At 65.9% G+C, this 14,903-nt stretch carries 13 protein-coding genes; 7 read left to right on the top strand and 6 right to left on the bottom strand.

What is annotated here, in order from left to right; translation table 11 throughout:
* Window positions 1–51: 51 nt before the first annotated feature.
* The 4 genes from AC51GT_RS12545 (at window position 52) to AC51GT_RS12530 (ending at window position 4,415) form a co-directional block, all read left to right on the top strand.
* Window positions 52–1,821: an N-acyl-D-amino-acid deacylase family protein gene (locus AC51GT_RS12545; RefSeq protein ID WP_496328958.1), complete on the top strand. Its 1,770-nt coding sequence runs from the start codon at window positions 52–54 to the stop codon at window positions 1,819–1,821.
* On the top strand, window positions 1,811–2,260 hold the full coding sequence (locus AC51GT_RS12540; protein ID WP_496328957.1) for a nuclear transport factor 2 family protein: 450 nt from the start codon (window positions 1,811–1,813) through the stop codon (window positions 2,258–2,260). The genes AC51GT_RS12545 and AC51GT_RS12540 overlap by 11 nt, the downstream gene beginning before the upstream one ends.
* A 76-nt stretch (window positions 2,261–2,336) precedes the next feature.
* Window positions 2,337–3,413, top strand: coding sequence for a DNA polymerase IV (locus AC51GT_RS12535; RefSeq protein WP_496328956.1), 1,077 nt, complete (start codon window positions 2,337–2,339; stop codon window positions 3,411–3,413).
* A 45-nt stretch (window positions 3,414–3,458) separates the two neighbouring features.
* Window positions 3,459–4,415 (top strand): esterase/lipase family protein, encoded by a 957-nt coding sequence (locus tag AC51GT_RS12530; protein ID WP_496328955.1) that lies wholly within the window; start codon window positions 3,459–3,461, stop codon window positions 4,413–4,415.
* Here AC51GT_RS12530 and AC51GT_RS12525 read toward each other — a convergent pair.
* Window positions 4,400–5,143 carry a type 1 glutamine amidotransferase gene (locus AC51GT_RS12525; RefSeq protein ID WP_496328954.1) on the bottom strand — a complete coding sequence of 248 codons (744 nt, stop codon included), beginning with the start codon at window positions 5,141–5,143 and terminating at the stop codon, window positions 4,400–4,402. The genes AC51GT_RS12530 and AC51GT_RS12525 overlap by 16 nt on opposite strands.
* A gap of 148 nt (window positions 5,144–5,291) precedes the next feature.
* On the opposite strand from AC51GT_RS12525, the gene AC51GT_RS12520 reads away from it, so the two are divergent.
* Window positions 5,292–6,911 (top strand): acyl-CoA dehydrogenase family protein, encoded by a 1,620-nt coding sequence (locus tag AC51GT_RS12520; protein ID WP_496328953.1) that lies wholly within the window; start codon window positions 5,292–5,294, stop codon window positions 6,909–6,911.
* A gap of 19 nt (window positions 6,912–6,930) precedes the next feature.
* On the opposite strand, the gene AC51GT_RS12515 is transcribed toward AC51GT_RS12520, so the two are convergent.
* The 3 genes from AC51GT_RS12515 to AC51GT_RS12505 all read right to left on the bottom strand — a co-directional run bounded on the left by AC51GT_RS12515 (window position 6,931) and on the right by AC51GT_RS12505 (window position 10,319).
* The gene (locus tag AC51GT_RS12515; protein WP_496329099.1) at window positions 6,931–7,395 is read right to left on the bottom strand and encodes a SixA phosphatase family protein; all 465 of its coding nucleotides are present in this window, start codon (window positions 7,393–7,395) and stop codon (window positions 6,931–6,933) included.
* A gap of 63 nt (window positions 7,396–7,458) precedes the next feature.
* Complete coding sequence (locus tag AC51GT_RS12510; RefSeq protein WP_496323153.1) at window positions 7,459–7,773, bottom strand: hypothetical protein; 315 nt, start codon at window positions 7,771–7,773, stop codon at window positions 7,459–7,461.
* 164 nt (window positions 7,774–7,937) lie between these two features.
* Window positions 7,938–10,319 carry a phosphoketolase family protein gene (locus tag AC51GT_RS12505; protein ID WP_496328952.1) on the bottom strand — a complete coding sequence of 794 codons (2,382 nt, stop codon included), beginning with the start codon at window positions 10,317–10,319 and terminating at the stop codon, window positions 7,938–7,940.
* Window positions 10,320–10,492: 173 nt separating this feature from the next.
* Between AC51GT_RS12505 and AC51GT_RS12500 the strand changes: the two genes are divergently transcribed.
* Both AC51GT_RS12500 and AC51GT_RS12495 read left to right on the top strand, forming a co-directional pair.
* A complete protein-coding gene (locus tag AC51GT_RS12500) occupies window positions 10,493–11,368 on the top strand; it encodes a DMT family transporter (RefSeq protein WP_496323155.1) in 876 nt (291 codons plus the stop codon).
* Window positions 11,369–11,417: 49 nt separating this feature from the next.
* On the top strand, window positions 11,418–12,785 hold the full coding sequence (locus AC51GT_RS12495) for a dihydrolipoyl dehydrogenase family protein (RefSeq protein ID WP_496328951.1): 1,368 nt from the start codon (window positions 11,418–11,420) through the stop codon (window positions 12,783–12,785).
* Window positions 12,786–12,894: 109 nt separating this feature from the next.
* Here AC51GT_RS12495 and AC51GT_RS12490 read toward each other — a convergent pair whose 3' ends face one another.
* Window positions 12,895–14,265, bottom strand: coding sequence for an FAD-binding oxidoreductase (locus AC51GT_RS12490; RefSeq protein WP_496328950.1), 1,371 nt, complete (start codon window positions 14,263–14,265; stop codon window positions 12,895–12,897).
* An 81-nt stretch (window positions 14,266–14,346) separates the two neighbouring features.
* The gene (locus AC51GT_RS12485) at window positions 14,347–14,796 is read right to left on the bottom strand and encodes a flavodoxin domain-containing protein (protein WP_496323158.1); all 450 of its coding nucleotides are present in this window, start codon (window positions 14,794–14,796) and stop codon (window positions 14,347–14,349) included.
* Between the last annotated feature and the right edge of the window lie 107 nt (window positions 14,797–14,903).

The following is a 14,903-nucleotide window of genomic DNA, read 5'->3' as shown; positions in this document are numbered from 1 at the left end:
AGCTTGGTGAATCGGCTGACGTGACTCGCCGGCCTGGGTTGTAATCCGTCCATGACCTACGACATCGTGATCCGTCGCGGGCGGTGGTTCGACGGCACCGGCCGCGCGTCAGAGATCCGTGACATCGGGATCCGTGATGGCCGCATCGTCGAGATCTCCGCTGAATCTCTGCAGGCCGACGGTTGCTCCGAAGTCATCGACGCAACGGGTTTGTGGGTCCTGCCCGGGATGGTCGACATCCACACGCACTATGACGTGGAGGTACTCGGCGGTCCGGCGTTGAGCGAATCGTTGCGCCACGGCGTCACCACGGTGCTGCTGGGTTCCTGCTCGCTGTCGACGATCCACGTGGACGCCGAGGTTGCCGGTGACCTGTTCGGGCGGGTCGAGGCGATCCCGCGGCAGCACGTCATCTCGAACATCGAGCAACACCGAACCTGGCGGACCGCGGGCGAGTATGTCGAGGCGCTCGAGTCTCTCGCCCTGGGCCCCAACGTCGCGGCGTTCATCGGGCACTCCGATATCCGCGCCGCGACGATGGGCCTCGACCGCGCCACCCGAGGCGATGTGGCGCCCACGCCTGCGGAGCAACTCCGAATGGAAACCATGCTCACCGAGGCGTTGGATGCGGGCTTTTTGGGGTTGTCCTCGCAGCAGCTCCTCTTCGACAAACTCGACGGCGTGCTCTGCCGGTCGCGCACGCTCCCGTCCACGTATGCGAAGCGGCGGGAATTGCGGAGGCTCAACGCGATCCTGCGGAAACGGGCGAGAGTGCTGCAGTCCGGCCCGGACATCTCCCGGCCGCTCAACGTGCTGTCGCAGGTGCTGACGTCCCTGGGTTGGGGGCGCCCAAGACTGAAGACGAGCCTGCTGTCGGCGGCCGACATCAAGGCACGTCCAGAGGTGATCCACGCAATGGGTCCCATCGCGAGGGGCGTCAACCGGCTCGGCGGCGACTTCCGGTGGCAGCACCTGCCCGTGCCGTTCGAGGTGTACGCCGACGGTATGGAACTCGCCGTGTTCGAGGAATTCGGGTCCGGAGCGGCGGCGCTGCACCTGCAGGGCGAGATCGATCGCAATGAGCTGATGCGCGATGAGAATTACCGCCGCGCGTTCCGTAAGGACTACGACAAGAAGTACGGACCACGGGTCTGGCATCGGGATTTCTTCGACGCCGAGATCGTCGAGTGCCCGGACGGCGCCGTGGTCGGAAAGACCTTCGGCCAGGTCGGACTCGACCGCGGTGGGCTGCATCCGGTCGACGCCTACCTCGACCTCCTTCTCGAGCACGGGACGAAAGTTCGTTGGCGCACAACCATTTCCAATCATCGGGCCGAGCTCCTCAAAAAGCTCGCGAAGGAACCCGGGATCCAGATCGGGTTCTCCGACGCAGGGGCGCACCTGCGGAGCATGGCGTTCTACAACTTCGGACTGCGACTGCTACGGCACGTACACACCGCCGCCGAGGCCGGTGCGCCGTTCATGACCGTCGAGCACGCGGTTCACCGGCTGACCGGCGAGCTCGCCGACTGGTACGGGATCGACGCCGGGCACCTGCGCGTCGGTGATCGGGCCGATCTGTTCCTACTCGACCCCGAGTATCTCGACGCATCGCTCGAGGACTATCGGGAGGCCGAGGTCGAACAGTTCGGAGGGCTCTCGCGGATGGTCAACCGCAACGAGCGCACCGTCCGCACCGTCATGGTCAATGGGGAGACGGTGTTCACCGGTGACCGCCCGGCAGATGCGCTCGGGCACAAGAGGTTCGGCCGTTTCCTACCCGCGAGAACTACTGAAAAGAGGTACGAGCGTGTCAGATGAGAACAAGTCCGCGGTCCTGGGTCTCTGGGCAGCATTGAGCAAGCGGGACTGGGAGGGGGTCAAGGGGTTTGTGTCCGACGACTGCATCTACGTCGACATGCCGCTGGGGCCCGCCGCTGCGGCGCGTGGGCCCGACGACATCGTCAAGCGGCTCAAGGTGGGCTTGGAACCGCTGTCCGACTACATCAACCACGACGGTCTCCTGATCTCCAGCGGCCCCGACGTGATGTACGAGCACAGCGAGACCTGGACCTGGCCCACCGGCGAGTCCGCGACGCTGGCATTTGTGACCGTTCACAAGGTGTCGGGCGGCAAGATCACCCTGTGGAAGGACTACTGGGACTTCGGCGGGTTGGCATCGACGGCTCCGCCGGACTGGATGGAAAAGCTGGCCGCCTCCGACATGTCCTGGATGTACGACGCCACCGGACAGATCTGATGGCGAGCGGGCCTCAGTAGTACACGGGCTGGCCTTTCCGGGCGCCTGACCTCGTTCTGTCATATTGTCGGCAGGGATGACAACGCCTCCGGTTCGCCGTTTCCGAGCGATCATGCACGTCGACCTGGATCAGTTCCAGGTCTCGGTGGAGCGCCGCCGGAACCCTGATCTGGTCGGTGTTCCGGTGATCGTCGGGGGCACCGGCGATCCGATGGAGCCGCGCAAGGTCGTCACCTGTGCGTCCTACGAAGCCCGTGACCTCGGGGTTCGGGCCGGGATGCCGCTGCGATCAGCGTTCCGCAAGATGCCGGAGGCCATCTACCTCCCGCTGGATCACCCGTCGTACGACGTGGCCTCCGATGGGGTGATGTCGACGCTGCGAAGTTTCGGGTATCCCGTCGAGGTGATCGGCTGGGATGAGGCATTCCTCGGGGTTCCGGTCGACGACACCGACGTCGACCTCCGCGAGCTCGCCGGGTCGATCCGCCGGCGCATCCTCGACGACAACCAGCTGTCGTCGGCCGTGGGCATCAGCGACAACAAGCAGCGGGCCAAGATGGCCACCGGGTTTGCCAAACGTGAGCCGGACCATGTCTTTTCGCTGGACAGCCAGAACTGGATGCCGATCATGGGGGAGCGGGGTGTCGGTGATCTGTGGAGCGTGGGGCCGAAGACGACAGCCAAGCTCGAGAAGCTGGGCATCATGACGGTGGCGCAGTTGGCGGCCGAGGACCGCGGCCACCTGATCGCAGAATTCGGCCCGCATCTGGGCAACTGGCTGAACCTGCTCTCGCGTGGGGGTGGTGACATCAACGTCAGCACCGAACCGTTCATCGCCCGCTCGCACAGCAAGGTCGAGACATTTCCGGCCGACCTCACCGATCCCGCAGAGATCGACGACGCCGTCCGGCGTCTCACCCGGGAACTGCTGGAACAGGTGATCGCCGAGCAGCGCCTACCGTTTCGGGTGGCAGTGACGGTGCGCACCAAGACCTTCTACACCCGCACGAAGTCGCACAAGTTGCCGGCGCCCACCACCGACCCGGCCGTTCTGGAAGCCGAGATGCTCGACGTCCTGCACAAGTTCGAACTCGATCGTCCCATCCGCTTGCTCGGGGTGCGCTTTGATCTGCTGATGCCTGCCGAGAACTGAGCGTTCAGTGCTAGCTTCAAGGCCAGAACGCGAAGGGACAAAGCAATGCGGTGGACGTTTCGATCGGTGCTGGTCACAACAATCCTGCTGGTGATCGGGCTCGGTGTGGCGCCGGCCGCGCACGCCGCCCCCTTGCCGGTGACCTACAACTTCCTGGCCGGCATTCCTGCCGAACTCGCGAACCCGGGTGGATCGTTGCCCGGATCGAACGACTACAGCTGTAAGCCTTCGGCCGAGCATCCGAATCCGGTGGTGCTCGTGCACGGAACCGCCGGCAGTCAGCAGACCAACTGGATATCGATGGTCCCAGTACTGAAGAACGAGGGCTATTGCGTCTTCGCGCCGACCTATGGGGAGTTGTCGTCGGTGTGGCCGGCGTCCCGGGTCGGTGGACTCGGCCCGAAGGATGTCAGTGCCTGGCAGCTCAAGGTGTTCGTCGACAACGTGCTCGCGAAAACCGGTGCGAAAAAGGTTGACGTCGTGGGTCATTCGCAGGGTACCCAGATCCCGACGTACTGGGCGAAGTACTACGGCGGTGCGCCCAAGATCGACAGGTATGTGTCGTTGGCGCCGTACTGGCAGGGGTCCGACGACGGATCGGGTTGGTCGGACATCACTTCCGTGTTCATCGAGGGTCTGGGCCTGCCGCCGATCGCGATCCCGGACACCGACTGCCCCGACTGCATTGCCGCACCGGGGGGTGAGTCCTTCGAAGCGGCCATCATTGCCGGTGGGGGACCGTATGTCGAGGGCATCACCTACACCAACATCGTCACCCGGTACGACCAGCTGGTGACGCCGTACACGAGCGGGATCCTCGACGGCCCGGACGGTATCGACGTGACGAATATCGTTGTCCAGGACACCTGTTCGGCTGACCGGTCCGATCATCTCTCGATCGTCTCCAACCAGCGTTCGGCGGCCATGGTCCTCAATGCACTGGACCCGGCCAACTCCCGCGCGGTGCCCTGTTTGGCGGTGCCGCCCTACACGGGCGCGTGAGCGAGGGACAGGAACGCGTCGAGGAGGATCCCGCAGTTTCGCCGGGACTCGTCGGCGCGCGCGGAGATCTCGGCCGTGATCCTTTGCAGGTCGATCCCTCGTTCGACCACCAGCTGTCCCTCGCGGGCGGCGGCCCAGCCGGCCTGCCAGGTCGCCCAGACCGCCGGTGAGATCTCCGGATGGAACTGGACGCCCAGGTTTCTGCCGAATGTGAAGGCTTGCAGTGCGGCGCCGTTGCGGGCGATCTCGCGGGCTCCGGGTGGCAGCGTGAATCGGTCGAAGTGCATCTGCATCCACGGGCCGCGGGACACCAGATCCGGTGCGACGGTGTCCATCGTGACGTATCCGTGTTCGGGCATCTCGGAACGTTTGACCTTGCCGCCGAGTACCCGGGCCAGTAGCTGTCCACCGAAGCAGACCCCGAAGATCGGTATGTTGGCGGCCAGAGCCGAACGCAGGTAGGCGATCTCGGCGGCGAGCCACGGAACCGAATCGTCGTATGCCGACTCCGCCGAACCCATGATGATCACGAACTCGTATTCGGTCACATCGGGGAACTCATCCGCCGGGTGAACGATGTCGTATTCATATCCGCGCTCGGCGACATGCTCGCGGAGCGTTCCGGTGTCGGCGATCCCGCGGTCGGTGTCGTTGTCATGGACCAGGAACAATGCTCGAGCCGGACCGGTGTCTGCGTCGACTGTCGCCGTGGATGCTGAAAGCTTCACCTGCTGTACTCCTGGTCGCTGGTTGCGTACGTCCAGTATGGCGGCAACGTCGGCCTGCCGCGCCCGGACGTAAACCCGTGCCAATCAGACAATAGCGACGTCGAAGGGTTCGGAGAACGCACCATTCGGTGAGTGGGACGATGGTGTGATGGTCGATACACATGAAGTGTTCAATCAGGTTCCGCCGCTGGTCGGATATAACCCGGCGACCAGCCCCGCGCTGTCGGAGTCGCTGGTTCGAGAAGGTGGCGCGTGGGGTGCCGACGAGGTCACGGCCCTCGGTGCCATCGCCGCAACGGCGCAGGCGCAGAGATGGGGTGAACTCGCGGATCGCAATGAACCGGTGCTGCGGACCCACGACCGGTACGGACATCGCATCGACGAGGTCGAATACGATCCCGCCTACCACCAGTTGATGGAGGTGGCGGTCGGGCACGGGTTGCACGGTTCGCCGTGGGCCGACGCCCGGGCCGGTGCCCATGTGGTGCGCGCCGCCAAACTCGGTGTCTGGAATGTCGAAGCCGGCCACGTCTGCCCGATTTCGATGACCTATGCGGTGGTTCCGGCGCTCCGTCACAATCCTGAGCTCGCCGCGATCTACGAGCCGCTGCTGAGCTCGCGCAGCTATGACCCGACGTTGTCGGTTCCGTCGGGCAAGGCGGGCCTGATCGCCGGGATGTCGATGACGGAAAAGCAGGGCGGCTCCGATGTCCGGGCCAATCAGACCAGCGCGCAGCCCAATTCGGATGGCAGCTACACCTTGACCGGGCACAAGTGGTTCACCTCGGCGCCGATGTCCGATGTGTTCCTGGTACTCGCCCAGGCGCCGGGTGGGCTGTCGTGCTTTTTCCTGCCGCGGGTGCTGCCGGACGGCACGCGCAACCGAATGCGGCTGCAGCGGTTGAAGGCCAAGCTCGGCAACCACGCGAACGCGTCGTCGGAGGTGGAGTACGACGGTGCCATCGCGTGGCTGGTCGGGGACGAGGGCCGCGGCGTACGGACCATCATCGAGATGGTGAACCTGACCAGACTCGACTGTGCGCTGGCCAGTGCAGGCAACATGCGGCATGGTCTCACGCAGGCGATCCATCACGCCCGGCACCGGAAGGTGTTCGGTGAGTACCTGATCGACCAGCCCCTGATGCGCAACGTGCTCGCCGACCTGGCCATCGAGTCCGAGGCCGCGACGATGGTGTCGATGCGGATGGCCGGTGCCACCGATGCCGCCGAACGCGGTGACGACACCGAGACGTTGCTGCGGCGGATCGGACTCCCGGCCACCAAGTACTGGCTGTGCAAACGGGCCACCGCCCACGTGGCCGAGTCGATGGAATGCCTTGGTGGCAATGGCTATGTCGAGGACTCGGGGATGCCGCGGCTGTATCGGGAGGCCCCGCTGTACGGGATCTGGGAGGGCAGCGGCAACGTCAGCGCACTCGACACGTTGCGCGCCATGGCCACCGCTCCGAAGTCGGTGGACGCTCTGTTCGACGAATTGGACCGCGCGACCGGACTCGACGACAGGTACGACACGTACCTGGCCGCGTTGAAGAAGCAGCTGGTCACCGCCGCAGAACCCACCGCGCGCCGTATCGCGGAGTCGATATGCATTGCGCTGCAGGGATCCCTGCTGCTGCGGCACGGACACCCGACCGTGGCGGAAGCCTTCGCCGCCACGCGACTCGGTGGTGACTGGGCCGGGGCGTACGGAACCTTGCCGGAAGGACTGGACCTCGCGCCGATCCTGGAACGCGCCCAGGTCGGGTAGAGCCGGCCCCGAGTGCCGGTCAATCCCGCGGAATCACCATCTTGACCATGCGATTGCCGGGATTTGGCGTCAATCCGATCTCGCCCCAGGGGGTCTCGATGCTCAGCACCGCGTACGCCGACGTCGGAAACCGCGGGATGGGCGCGTCGGGGTCGAGTGCGACCGCGGTCGCCGGCATACCCGGCTCGTGCCCGACCACCAGGACCGTCTCGGCACCGGCCGGGACGTAGATCCGGATGGCCTCGCAGACGTCGTCGGAATCGCCGCCGTAGATCTCGTCGACGTAAGTGGTCGGGGCGTTGATGCCGGTACGTTCGAGTGTCTGCCGGGTCCTGGTGGCGGTGGAGCACAGCACGTGGTCGACGCGAAGCCCGGAGTCGACCATCCACCGGCCGGCCAGTGCAGCCTCTCGACGGCCACGTTCGGCCAGGGGGCGTTCATGGTCCATCACGCCGTCGGGATAGTCCGATTTGCCGTGCCGCATCAGGATCAGTGTTCGACTCACAGGTTCGACGGTAGCCCGCCGGTCAAGGAAATCCGGAGACGATCAGGCCGTGCGGCGATGCCGACCGGTGCCCGCCGCACTGCGGGACTGCGCCAGCGCGGTACGGAGAAGTCGCACCGTGGCGTTCCAGGCGGAGGCTTCTTGTTCGAGGTGTTGTGCGCACTCGGGGTGGCCGCGAAGCCATTCGAGCTCGGCGTTCTCCCGCAGCTCGACAACCTCGTCGAATCCGAATCCGATGAGCTCGGCCAGTGCGGTGGTGTCGGAGCACGCCCATTCGATCTGGTCTCGGCTCAGCGTCATCAGCCGCTCCAGGTCATCACGAAGCATCGCTCGCGTCGATGCGGAAAGGCCACTCACCTGATCCAGGGTGCCCTACTTTTCGGACAACGGCCAGTCGGCGCGCCGACCAGCATGTTTCCGGATGGAATGATCGTGGCGGTCGGACCGCGAGGTAGGTTCGGGCGATGGCGCGGGGCCGCAGATCCGGCGCCCTCGTCGCCGAGGCCGCTCCGTCGAGCGACTCAGGACCACTGCCACTCGCGGATCTCCGGCATGTCCTCGAAGTGTTCGCGGACGTAGTCGTGGTGTCGCTGCAGTTGGGCCTGGCAGAACTCGGCGAGCTCGGCAGTCTTCTCCGGCACCCGCCTGGTGCGCCGCAGCGCTTCGAGCACCAGGTGGTAACGGCTCATCTTGTTGAGCACCACCATGTCGAAAGGCGTTGTGGTGGTGCCCTGTTCGTTGAACCCGCGGACGTGGAAACGCTCGGCGTTGGTGCGTCCGTGGAGTTGTTGGTGAATTGCGCGCGGGTATCCGTGGAACGCGAAGACGACGTGGGTGTCGGCGGTGAACAGGTCGATGAAGGCCTGTTCGGGCAGGCCGTGCGGGTGATCGTTCTGGGGCAGGAGCACCATCAGGTCGATGACGTTCACCATCCGGACGCGCAGCCACGGCACCCATTCCCGCAGCAGGTGGGCCGCGGCGAGGATCTCCTGGGTCGGTACGTCGCCGGCGGAGGCCAGCACGATGTCGGGTTCGCCGTCGACGCCCACCGTGGAGGTCTCGGTGCCGGCCCATTCCCAGATCGAGGCCCCGGCGGCGCAGTGCTCATTGGCCTGCTCGAGGGTCAGGTACTGCGGATGGGACTGCTTGTCGACGACCAGCACGTTCACGTGGTCCTTGCTGCGGAAGCAGTGATCGGCCACCGACAGCAACGTGTTGGAGTCCGGCGGCAACCAGACCCGGACCACCTCGGGCGAGAGCGGGATGACGGCGTCGATCATGCCGGGGCCCTGGTGGCTGAAGCCGTTGTGGTCGTTGCGCCAGCAGGTGCTGGTGAGCAGGACGTTCAACGACGCCACCGGTTCGCGCCATGGCAGCGCCGCCGCATGCTGCAGCCACTTGGCGTGCTGGACCAGCATCGACACACTGACCATCGCGAACGCCTCATACGTGGCGAACAGACCGTGGCGGCCGGTCAGCAGGTAGCCCTCCAGCCACCCCTGACAGAGATGCTCGCTGAGCACCTCCATGACCCGGCCTTCGGGTGAGAGCCCATCGTCGTATTCGGTGCGCGGTAGTTGCCAGCACCGGTCGGTCTCCTCGAAGACGGCCTGCAGACGGTTCGACGCGGTCTCGTCCGGACTGAACAGCCGGAAGTTGCCGCCGTGGTCGGCGGTGGAGTTGTCGCGATAGATGTCGCGCATCAGCTCACCGAGAACCTTGGTGGTCTCGTACGACGTGGCGCCGGGGGCATCGATCTGCAACGCATACGACTCGAGCGGGGGAATCCTCAGCGGGACGAGATTGCGGCCACCATTGGCGTACGGGGTCGCACCCATCCGCAAGTCGCCCGTCGGGGCCAGTTCGGCGAGCTCGCGAACGAGTGTCCCGTCTGCGTCGAACAGTTCGTCCGGACGGTATTTACGAAGCCACTCCTCAAGGAGCGCAAGGTGTTCAGGATTCTCGCGCACACCGGAGAGCGGAACCTGATGGCTCCAATGCGTGCCCTCGATCAGTTTGCCGTCGACCGTGTGCGGACCGGTCCATCCCTTGGGTGTCCGAAGCACGATGGCCGGCCACTTGTTGCCGCTGGGCACCCCGGTGCGCGCGTCGGCCTGGATGTTCGCGATCTCGTCGTGGGCGTCGGTCAGTGCCCGGGCGAGGTCGGTGAACACCTGGCGCGGATCGTGGCCCTCGACGAACACCGGCGCCCAGCCCTGCCCGGACAGATAGGCCTCGATGTCGCGATCGCTGGTCCGGCCGAGCACGGTGGGCGCGGCGATCTTGGCGCCGTTGAGATGCAGGATCGGGAGCACCGCGCCGTCGCGCACCGGATTCAGGAAGGCCGGGATCTTCCACGACCCCGACAACGGACCCGTCTCGGCCTCGCCGTCACCGACCACACAGGCGACGACCAGTTCGGGGTTGTCGAACGCCGCGCCCGCGGCGTGGATCAACGCGTATCCGAGTTCGCCGCCTTCATGGATCGAGCCGGGCGTCTGGACGCTGACGTGACTCGGGACGCCGCCCGGTGTCGAGAACTGCCGGCACAGGGCCTGCACGCCGTCCGAGTCGCGGGAGATGTGCGGATAGATCTCGCTGTACGTGCCTTCGAGGTACGTCGACGCCACCAATGCCGGTCCACCGTGGCCGGGCCCGGTGATGTACAGCCACTTCGATCCGGTGTCCCGGATCCGGCGATTGAGCAGTGTGTAGATCGCCGAGAGTCCGGGGCTGGTGCCCCAGTGGCCCAGAAGACGCGGCTTGATGTGATCGGTCTTGAGCGGCTCCCGCAACAAGACGTTGTCCTGCAAGTAGATTTGCGCGACGGTCAGAAAGTTGGCGGCGTCCCACCAGCGCAGGTCGAGGTCGAGTTCGGATTCGGTGTAGTCGGCCAAGGACATGGTGGCACCTCTCTGATACGGACAGGGCTACTCGATTATCAGCCGCCACGGCGACGGTCGCAGGGTGACGAGTACCCAGATGCACGGAGTTCATCCTGACGTTGTTGCCGATTGGCTCACAAGGGGCCGTCGCTCTCAGCTTTCTCCCACTGTCGGCAAGTAATGTCGGGACCGTGCATTTGTTCCTCCCGGCGCTGTTGGCGACGCTCTCGGCCTTGCTCGTCGCCAGCGGGACTCTCGTGCGCCAGCGCTCGTCCACCCCATCGGGTGGCATCACCAAACGGTGGTGGCTGGGGGTGGTGATCGCGGCCGGCGGGTTCGCCCTGCAGGCCGCCGCGCTCGGGATGGGATCGCTGCTGTTGGTGCAGCCGCTGATCGTCCTGTCGGTCCTGTTCGCATTGCCCATGGAGGCCTATCTCGACCATCGGCGCCTCAATTTCCACGAGTGGAAATGGGGCATCATCCTGACGGTTTGCATTGCCGCCTTCGTGGTGATCGCGCAGCCGGAAGCGGGCCTGGGCCACGTCTCGGCGGGGACACTCGCCGGCACGATCGTGGTGGTGATCGCCGTCCTGGCCGCATTGGTCGTGGCTTCGAAGTTCGTCTCGTCCCACCATCGGGCGCTGCTGTTGGGCTCCGCCTCTGGCCTGCTCACCGGCGTGCAGGCATTCCTGCTCAAAGGTGTGATGACTCAGCTCGAGGACGGTTTCGTCGAGATCCTGATCCATCCGGAGCTCTATCTGATCCTGCTCGTCGCCTCCGGGTCGGTGGTCACCCAGCAGCTGGCGTTCGCGGCCCACGACCTGCAGACGTCGTTCCCGGCGATGACGGTGTGGGAGCCCGCGGTCGCCATGGCGATGGGCGTGCTGATCCTCGGCGAGCGGATCGATGTCAACTGGATCGAGGGTGTCGTCGCCGGGGTCGCACTGGTGACGATGCTCCGCGCGGTGTTCGTGTTGGCGCGGCACGCCGCCGAACGCGAGACCGAGTTCGAAGTCGACCTGGTGAAGAGACCTGCGCCCGCCTCCGGGGGCAGCGCACCCGACTGAGTGATCCGCAGGTCTGGAACACGTTCGCCCACAGTGGCAAGGTGGGGTGATGGCAGAGACCGAGTACGACGTCGTGGTGATCGGTGGCGGCCCGGCCGGGGAGGTCGCGGCGCAATATGCGGTCGCCGGATCGTCCCGCACCGCGGTGATCATCGAGCACGAACTCCTCGGCGGTGAATGTTCCTACTGGGCCTGTATGCCCAGCAAAGCGATGCTTCGGCCGGTCGCCGTCCACGCCGCTGCCCGTCACCTCGCCGGCATCAAGGTCGGGAAGAAGATCCTTCCCGAAGAACTGATGCGCCGCCGTGACGAGTGGGTGAAAGACTACGAGGACGAGGGCCAGGTGGAGTGGGCCCAGGGCCTGGGCATCGACGTCGTCCGGGGTCACGGGATCCTGCGGGGCAAGCGCACGGTCGAGGTCGACAACGGCGGGCGCAGCAAGACCATCAAGGCGCGGGAGGCCGTTGTCGTCGCCACCGGGAGCACCCCCGTCATCCCGAGCATCTACGCCTCGGCGTACCCCTGGACATCCCGCGATGCCACCGGTGTCCGGGAGATCCCGGCGTCGCTGATCGTCGTCGGTGGCGGTGTCGTCGCCTGTGAAGCCGCGACGTGGATGGCCGCGCTCGGCACCGAGGTCACGCTGCTGGCCCGGGGCCCGCTGCTCGGGAAGTCCGAGCCGTTTGCCGGTGAACTCGTCGCGCAGGGCTTGATCAACAGTGGCGTCGATGTTCGTCGCAACGTGGAGGTGACCGAGGTGGTCCGTCCCGTCGCGGCCGATACCGGGGTCGGCCGGATCCACGGCGACGCGGTGACCGTTGTGGTCGACGGCGAGTCGATCACGGCCGACGAGATCCTGGTGGCCACCGGCAGAGCGCCGGCGCGTAAGGGTATCGGCCTTGATTCGGTCAACGAGGATGCGTCGTGGCTCTATTGGGTGGGCGATGCCAGTGGCGGTCCGGCGCTGACACATTGGGGTAAGTATCAGGCCCGCAATGTCGGTCACGCCATCGCCGCCCACGCCGAGAACCGGATCCCGCCTCCGGTGCCCGTCGACGTGCCGGTCCCGCAGGTGGTGTTCACCGACCCGCAGGTGGCGAGCGTCGGGCTGACCGAACGGGAGGCGAACGCCAAGGGAATCGACGTGAAGCTCGCCGACGTCGACATGTCGTCGGTCGCCGGATTCGGGTTGCTGCGTGACGACGCCTCCGGGCGGGCCCGGCTGGTGATCGACCGACGGGCCGACGTCATCGTCGGTGCCACGTTTGCCGGACCCGAGGTCGACGAACTGCTCCACGCCGCAACCATCGCGATCGTCGGGCGGGTACCGATCGCCACCCTGTGGCATGCGGTCCCGTCGTATCCGTCGGTGAGCGAGGTGTGGCTGCGGCTGCTGGAGTCGTTGTCCGACACCTGACGCCCGGCGGCCCCCAACCCCAAAAGTTCGCGCCACTTACCTGCGTTCGCGCCGGTTGCAACCGGCGCGAACGCAGGTAAGTGGCGCGAATGCGAGCGGAGGTCGAGCTTTACAGCATGGTTCCGGGATTGAGGATGCCGAGCGGATCGAGGGTGTCCTTGATGCGCCGGGTCAGTTCGATGACGTCGTCGCCGAGCTGATTCGGCAGCCAGCCCTTCTTGAGCCTGCCGACGCCGTGCTCGCCGGTGATGGTGCCGCCCAACGCAATTGCCAGGTCCATCACCTCTCCGAACGCGGCATTGGCCCGGGCCGTCTCGTCGGCGTCGGTGGGGTCGTGCACGATCAGCGGATGGGTGTTGCCGTCGCCGGCGTGTGCGATCACCGAGATGAGCACCCGGCGGTTGGCGGCGATCGCCTCGATGCCGTCGATCAGATCGGGCAGCCTGTGCAGCGGTACGCCCACATCTTCGAGGAGCAGTGGGCCGATCTTCTCGATGGCGGGGATCGCAAAGCGGCGGGCGGCGGTGAATGCCTCACCCTCGTCGGGATCGGTGGTGGAGAACACCTCGGTGGCCCCGCAGTCGGTGAACGCCTGTTCCATGACGGCGACCTCGGCGGCCGCAGCGGCGCCGGGTGCGTCGGATTGGGCGACCAGCAATGCTCCGGCGCTGCGGTCCAGGCCCATCCTGAGGTGATCTTCGACGGCGTTGATCGTCACCTTGTCCATGAACTCGAGCATCGCCGGGCGGATGGTGGAGGTGATGGCCAATACCGCCTTCGATGCGGCGTGGACCGATGCGAACGACGCCACCACCGTGGAGGCGGGCGGTTGTGGCGGCAACAGGCGCAGGGTGACCTCGGTGATGATGCCCAGGGTGCCCTCGCTGCCGACGAACAGTTTGGTCAGTGACAGCCCGGCGGTGTCTTTGAGTCGAGGTCCGCCGAGCCGGACGGCGCGACCGTCGGCGAGGACCACTTCGAGGCCGAGGACGTAGTCGCCGGTGACGCCGTACTTGACACAGCACAGGCCGCCGGCGTTGGTGGCGGCGTTGCCGCCGATGGAGCAGATCTCGAAGGACGAGGGGTCCGGCGGATACCAGAGTCCGTGCTCCTTGACCGCGGCCTTCACCTCGGCGTTGAGCAGACCGGGCTGGCAGATCGCGGTCCGGGTCACCGGGTCGACGGTGATGTCGCGCATCTTCTCGGTGGTCAGCACGATGCCACCGGACAATGCCGTGGCGCCGCCGGACAGCCCGGTTCCGGCGCCCCGCGGGATCACCGGGATCTGATGTTCCGCGCACCATCGGACAGTGGCCTGGACGTCGGCGGTGCTGGTCGCCCGGACCACGGCGAGCGCGGTCCCGGCGTCGGGATCAGCGGCCCGGTCCTGCCGGTAGGCCGCCACGATGTCGGGATCGGTGACGACCACGCCGTCCGGCAACGCCGCCACCAGGTCTGCCACCACTGTTGTTGTCGACATGTTCGCAGCGTAATCCGCGATGCCGGACGGGGGCGGCGAGACGGAGTTCAGGAGGAGACGAAGCGCAGCGGAGCTCGACCTTTAGGAACCGATGACCTTCGTGATGCCCTCGGCCCATTCTTTGGCCTGCACCTTTGCGGCAACCTTCGACGACATGTCGTGGCGTCCGTGCTCGCCGACCTGGCTCGCGCCGAGTTCGGTCAGTTTCTCGGCCATGATCTCGCCGCCGCGGTTGAAGGTGTCGTCGTAGACGCTGTCGCCGAGTCCGAAGACTGCGAAACGCAGCCCGGTCAGATCGGGCTTCTCGTCGTCGAGGGCCTCGGCAAACGGCTCCGCGCCGGTGGGCAGTTCACCTTCGCCGTAGGTGGAGCAGACCACCACGAGGAAGTCGTCGGACGTGAGGTCCTCGACCGCGAAGTCGGACATGTCGTACATCGAGACATCGTGCTGTCCGGCCAGGACGTCGGAGATCGCATCGGACACGAGTTCCGCCGTGCCGGTCTCGCTGCCGTACAGGATCACAACAGACATTTCATCTCTTTCTACGTGGATCAGTGCCGACTGAGGGTACCCCTGATGGCGACAGTTCAGCCGTCGGGCAGGTCGTACCCAGTCCGTGATGCTAGCGAAATTTGGTC

Source organism: Williamsia sp. z34, from assembly GCF_059553395.1.
The sequence above is the reverse complement of the archived record's forward strand: the minus strand, read 5'-3'. Positions and strand labels throughout refer to the sequence as shown.

What these genes read in the sequence shown, in the direction of transcription:
- AC51GT_RS12545 (WP_496328958.1), top strand. Translation starts at nt 52, where the DNA reads ATGACCTACGACATCGTGATCCGTCGCGGGCGGTGGTTCGACGGCACC.
- AC51GT_RS12535 (WP_496328956.1), top strand. Translation starts at nt 2,337, where the DNA reads ATGACAACGCCTCCGGTTCGCCGTTTCCGAGCGATCATGCACGTCGAC.
- AC51GT_RS12530 (WP_496328955.1), top strand. Translation starts at nt 3,459, where the DNA reads ATGCGGTGGACGTTTCGATCGGTGCTGGTCACAACAATCCTGCTGGTG.
- AC51GT_RS12520 (WP_496328953.1), top strand. Translation starts at nt 5,292, where the DNA reads ATGGTCGATACACATGAAGTGTTCAATCAGGTTCCGCCGCTGGTCGGA.
- AC51GT_RS12515 (WP_496329099.1), bottom strand. Translation starts at nt 7,395, where the DNA reads ATGCGGCACGGCAAATCGGACTATCCCGACGGCGTGATGGACCATGAA.
- AC51GT_RS12505 (WP_496328952.1), bottom strand. Translation starts at nt 10,319, where the DNA reads ATGTCCTTGGCCGACTACACCGAATCCGAACTCGACCTCGACCTGCGC.
- AC51GT_RS12495 (WP_496328951.1), top strand. Translation starts at nt 11,418, where the DNA reads ATGGCAGAGACCGAGTACGACGTCGTGGTGATCGGTGGCGGCCCGGCC.
- AC51GT_RS12490 (WP_496328950.1), bottom strand. Translation starts at nt 14,265, where the DNA reads ATGTCGACAACAACAGTGGTGGCAGACCTGGTGGCGGCGTTGCCGGAC.
- AC51GT_RS12485 (WP_496323158.1), bottom strand. Translation starts at nt 14,796, where the DNA reads ATGTCTGTTGTGATCCTGTACGGCAGCGAGACCGGCACGGCGGAACTC.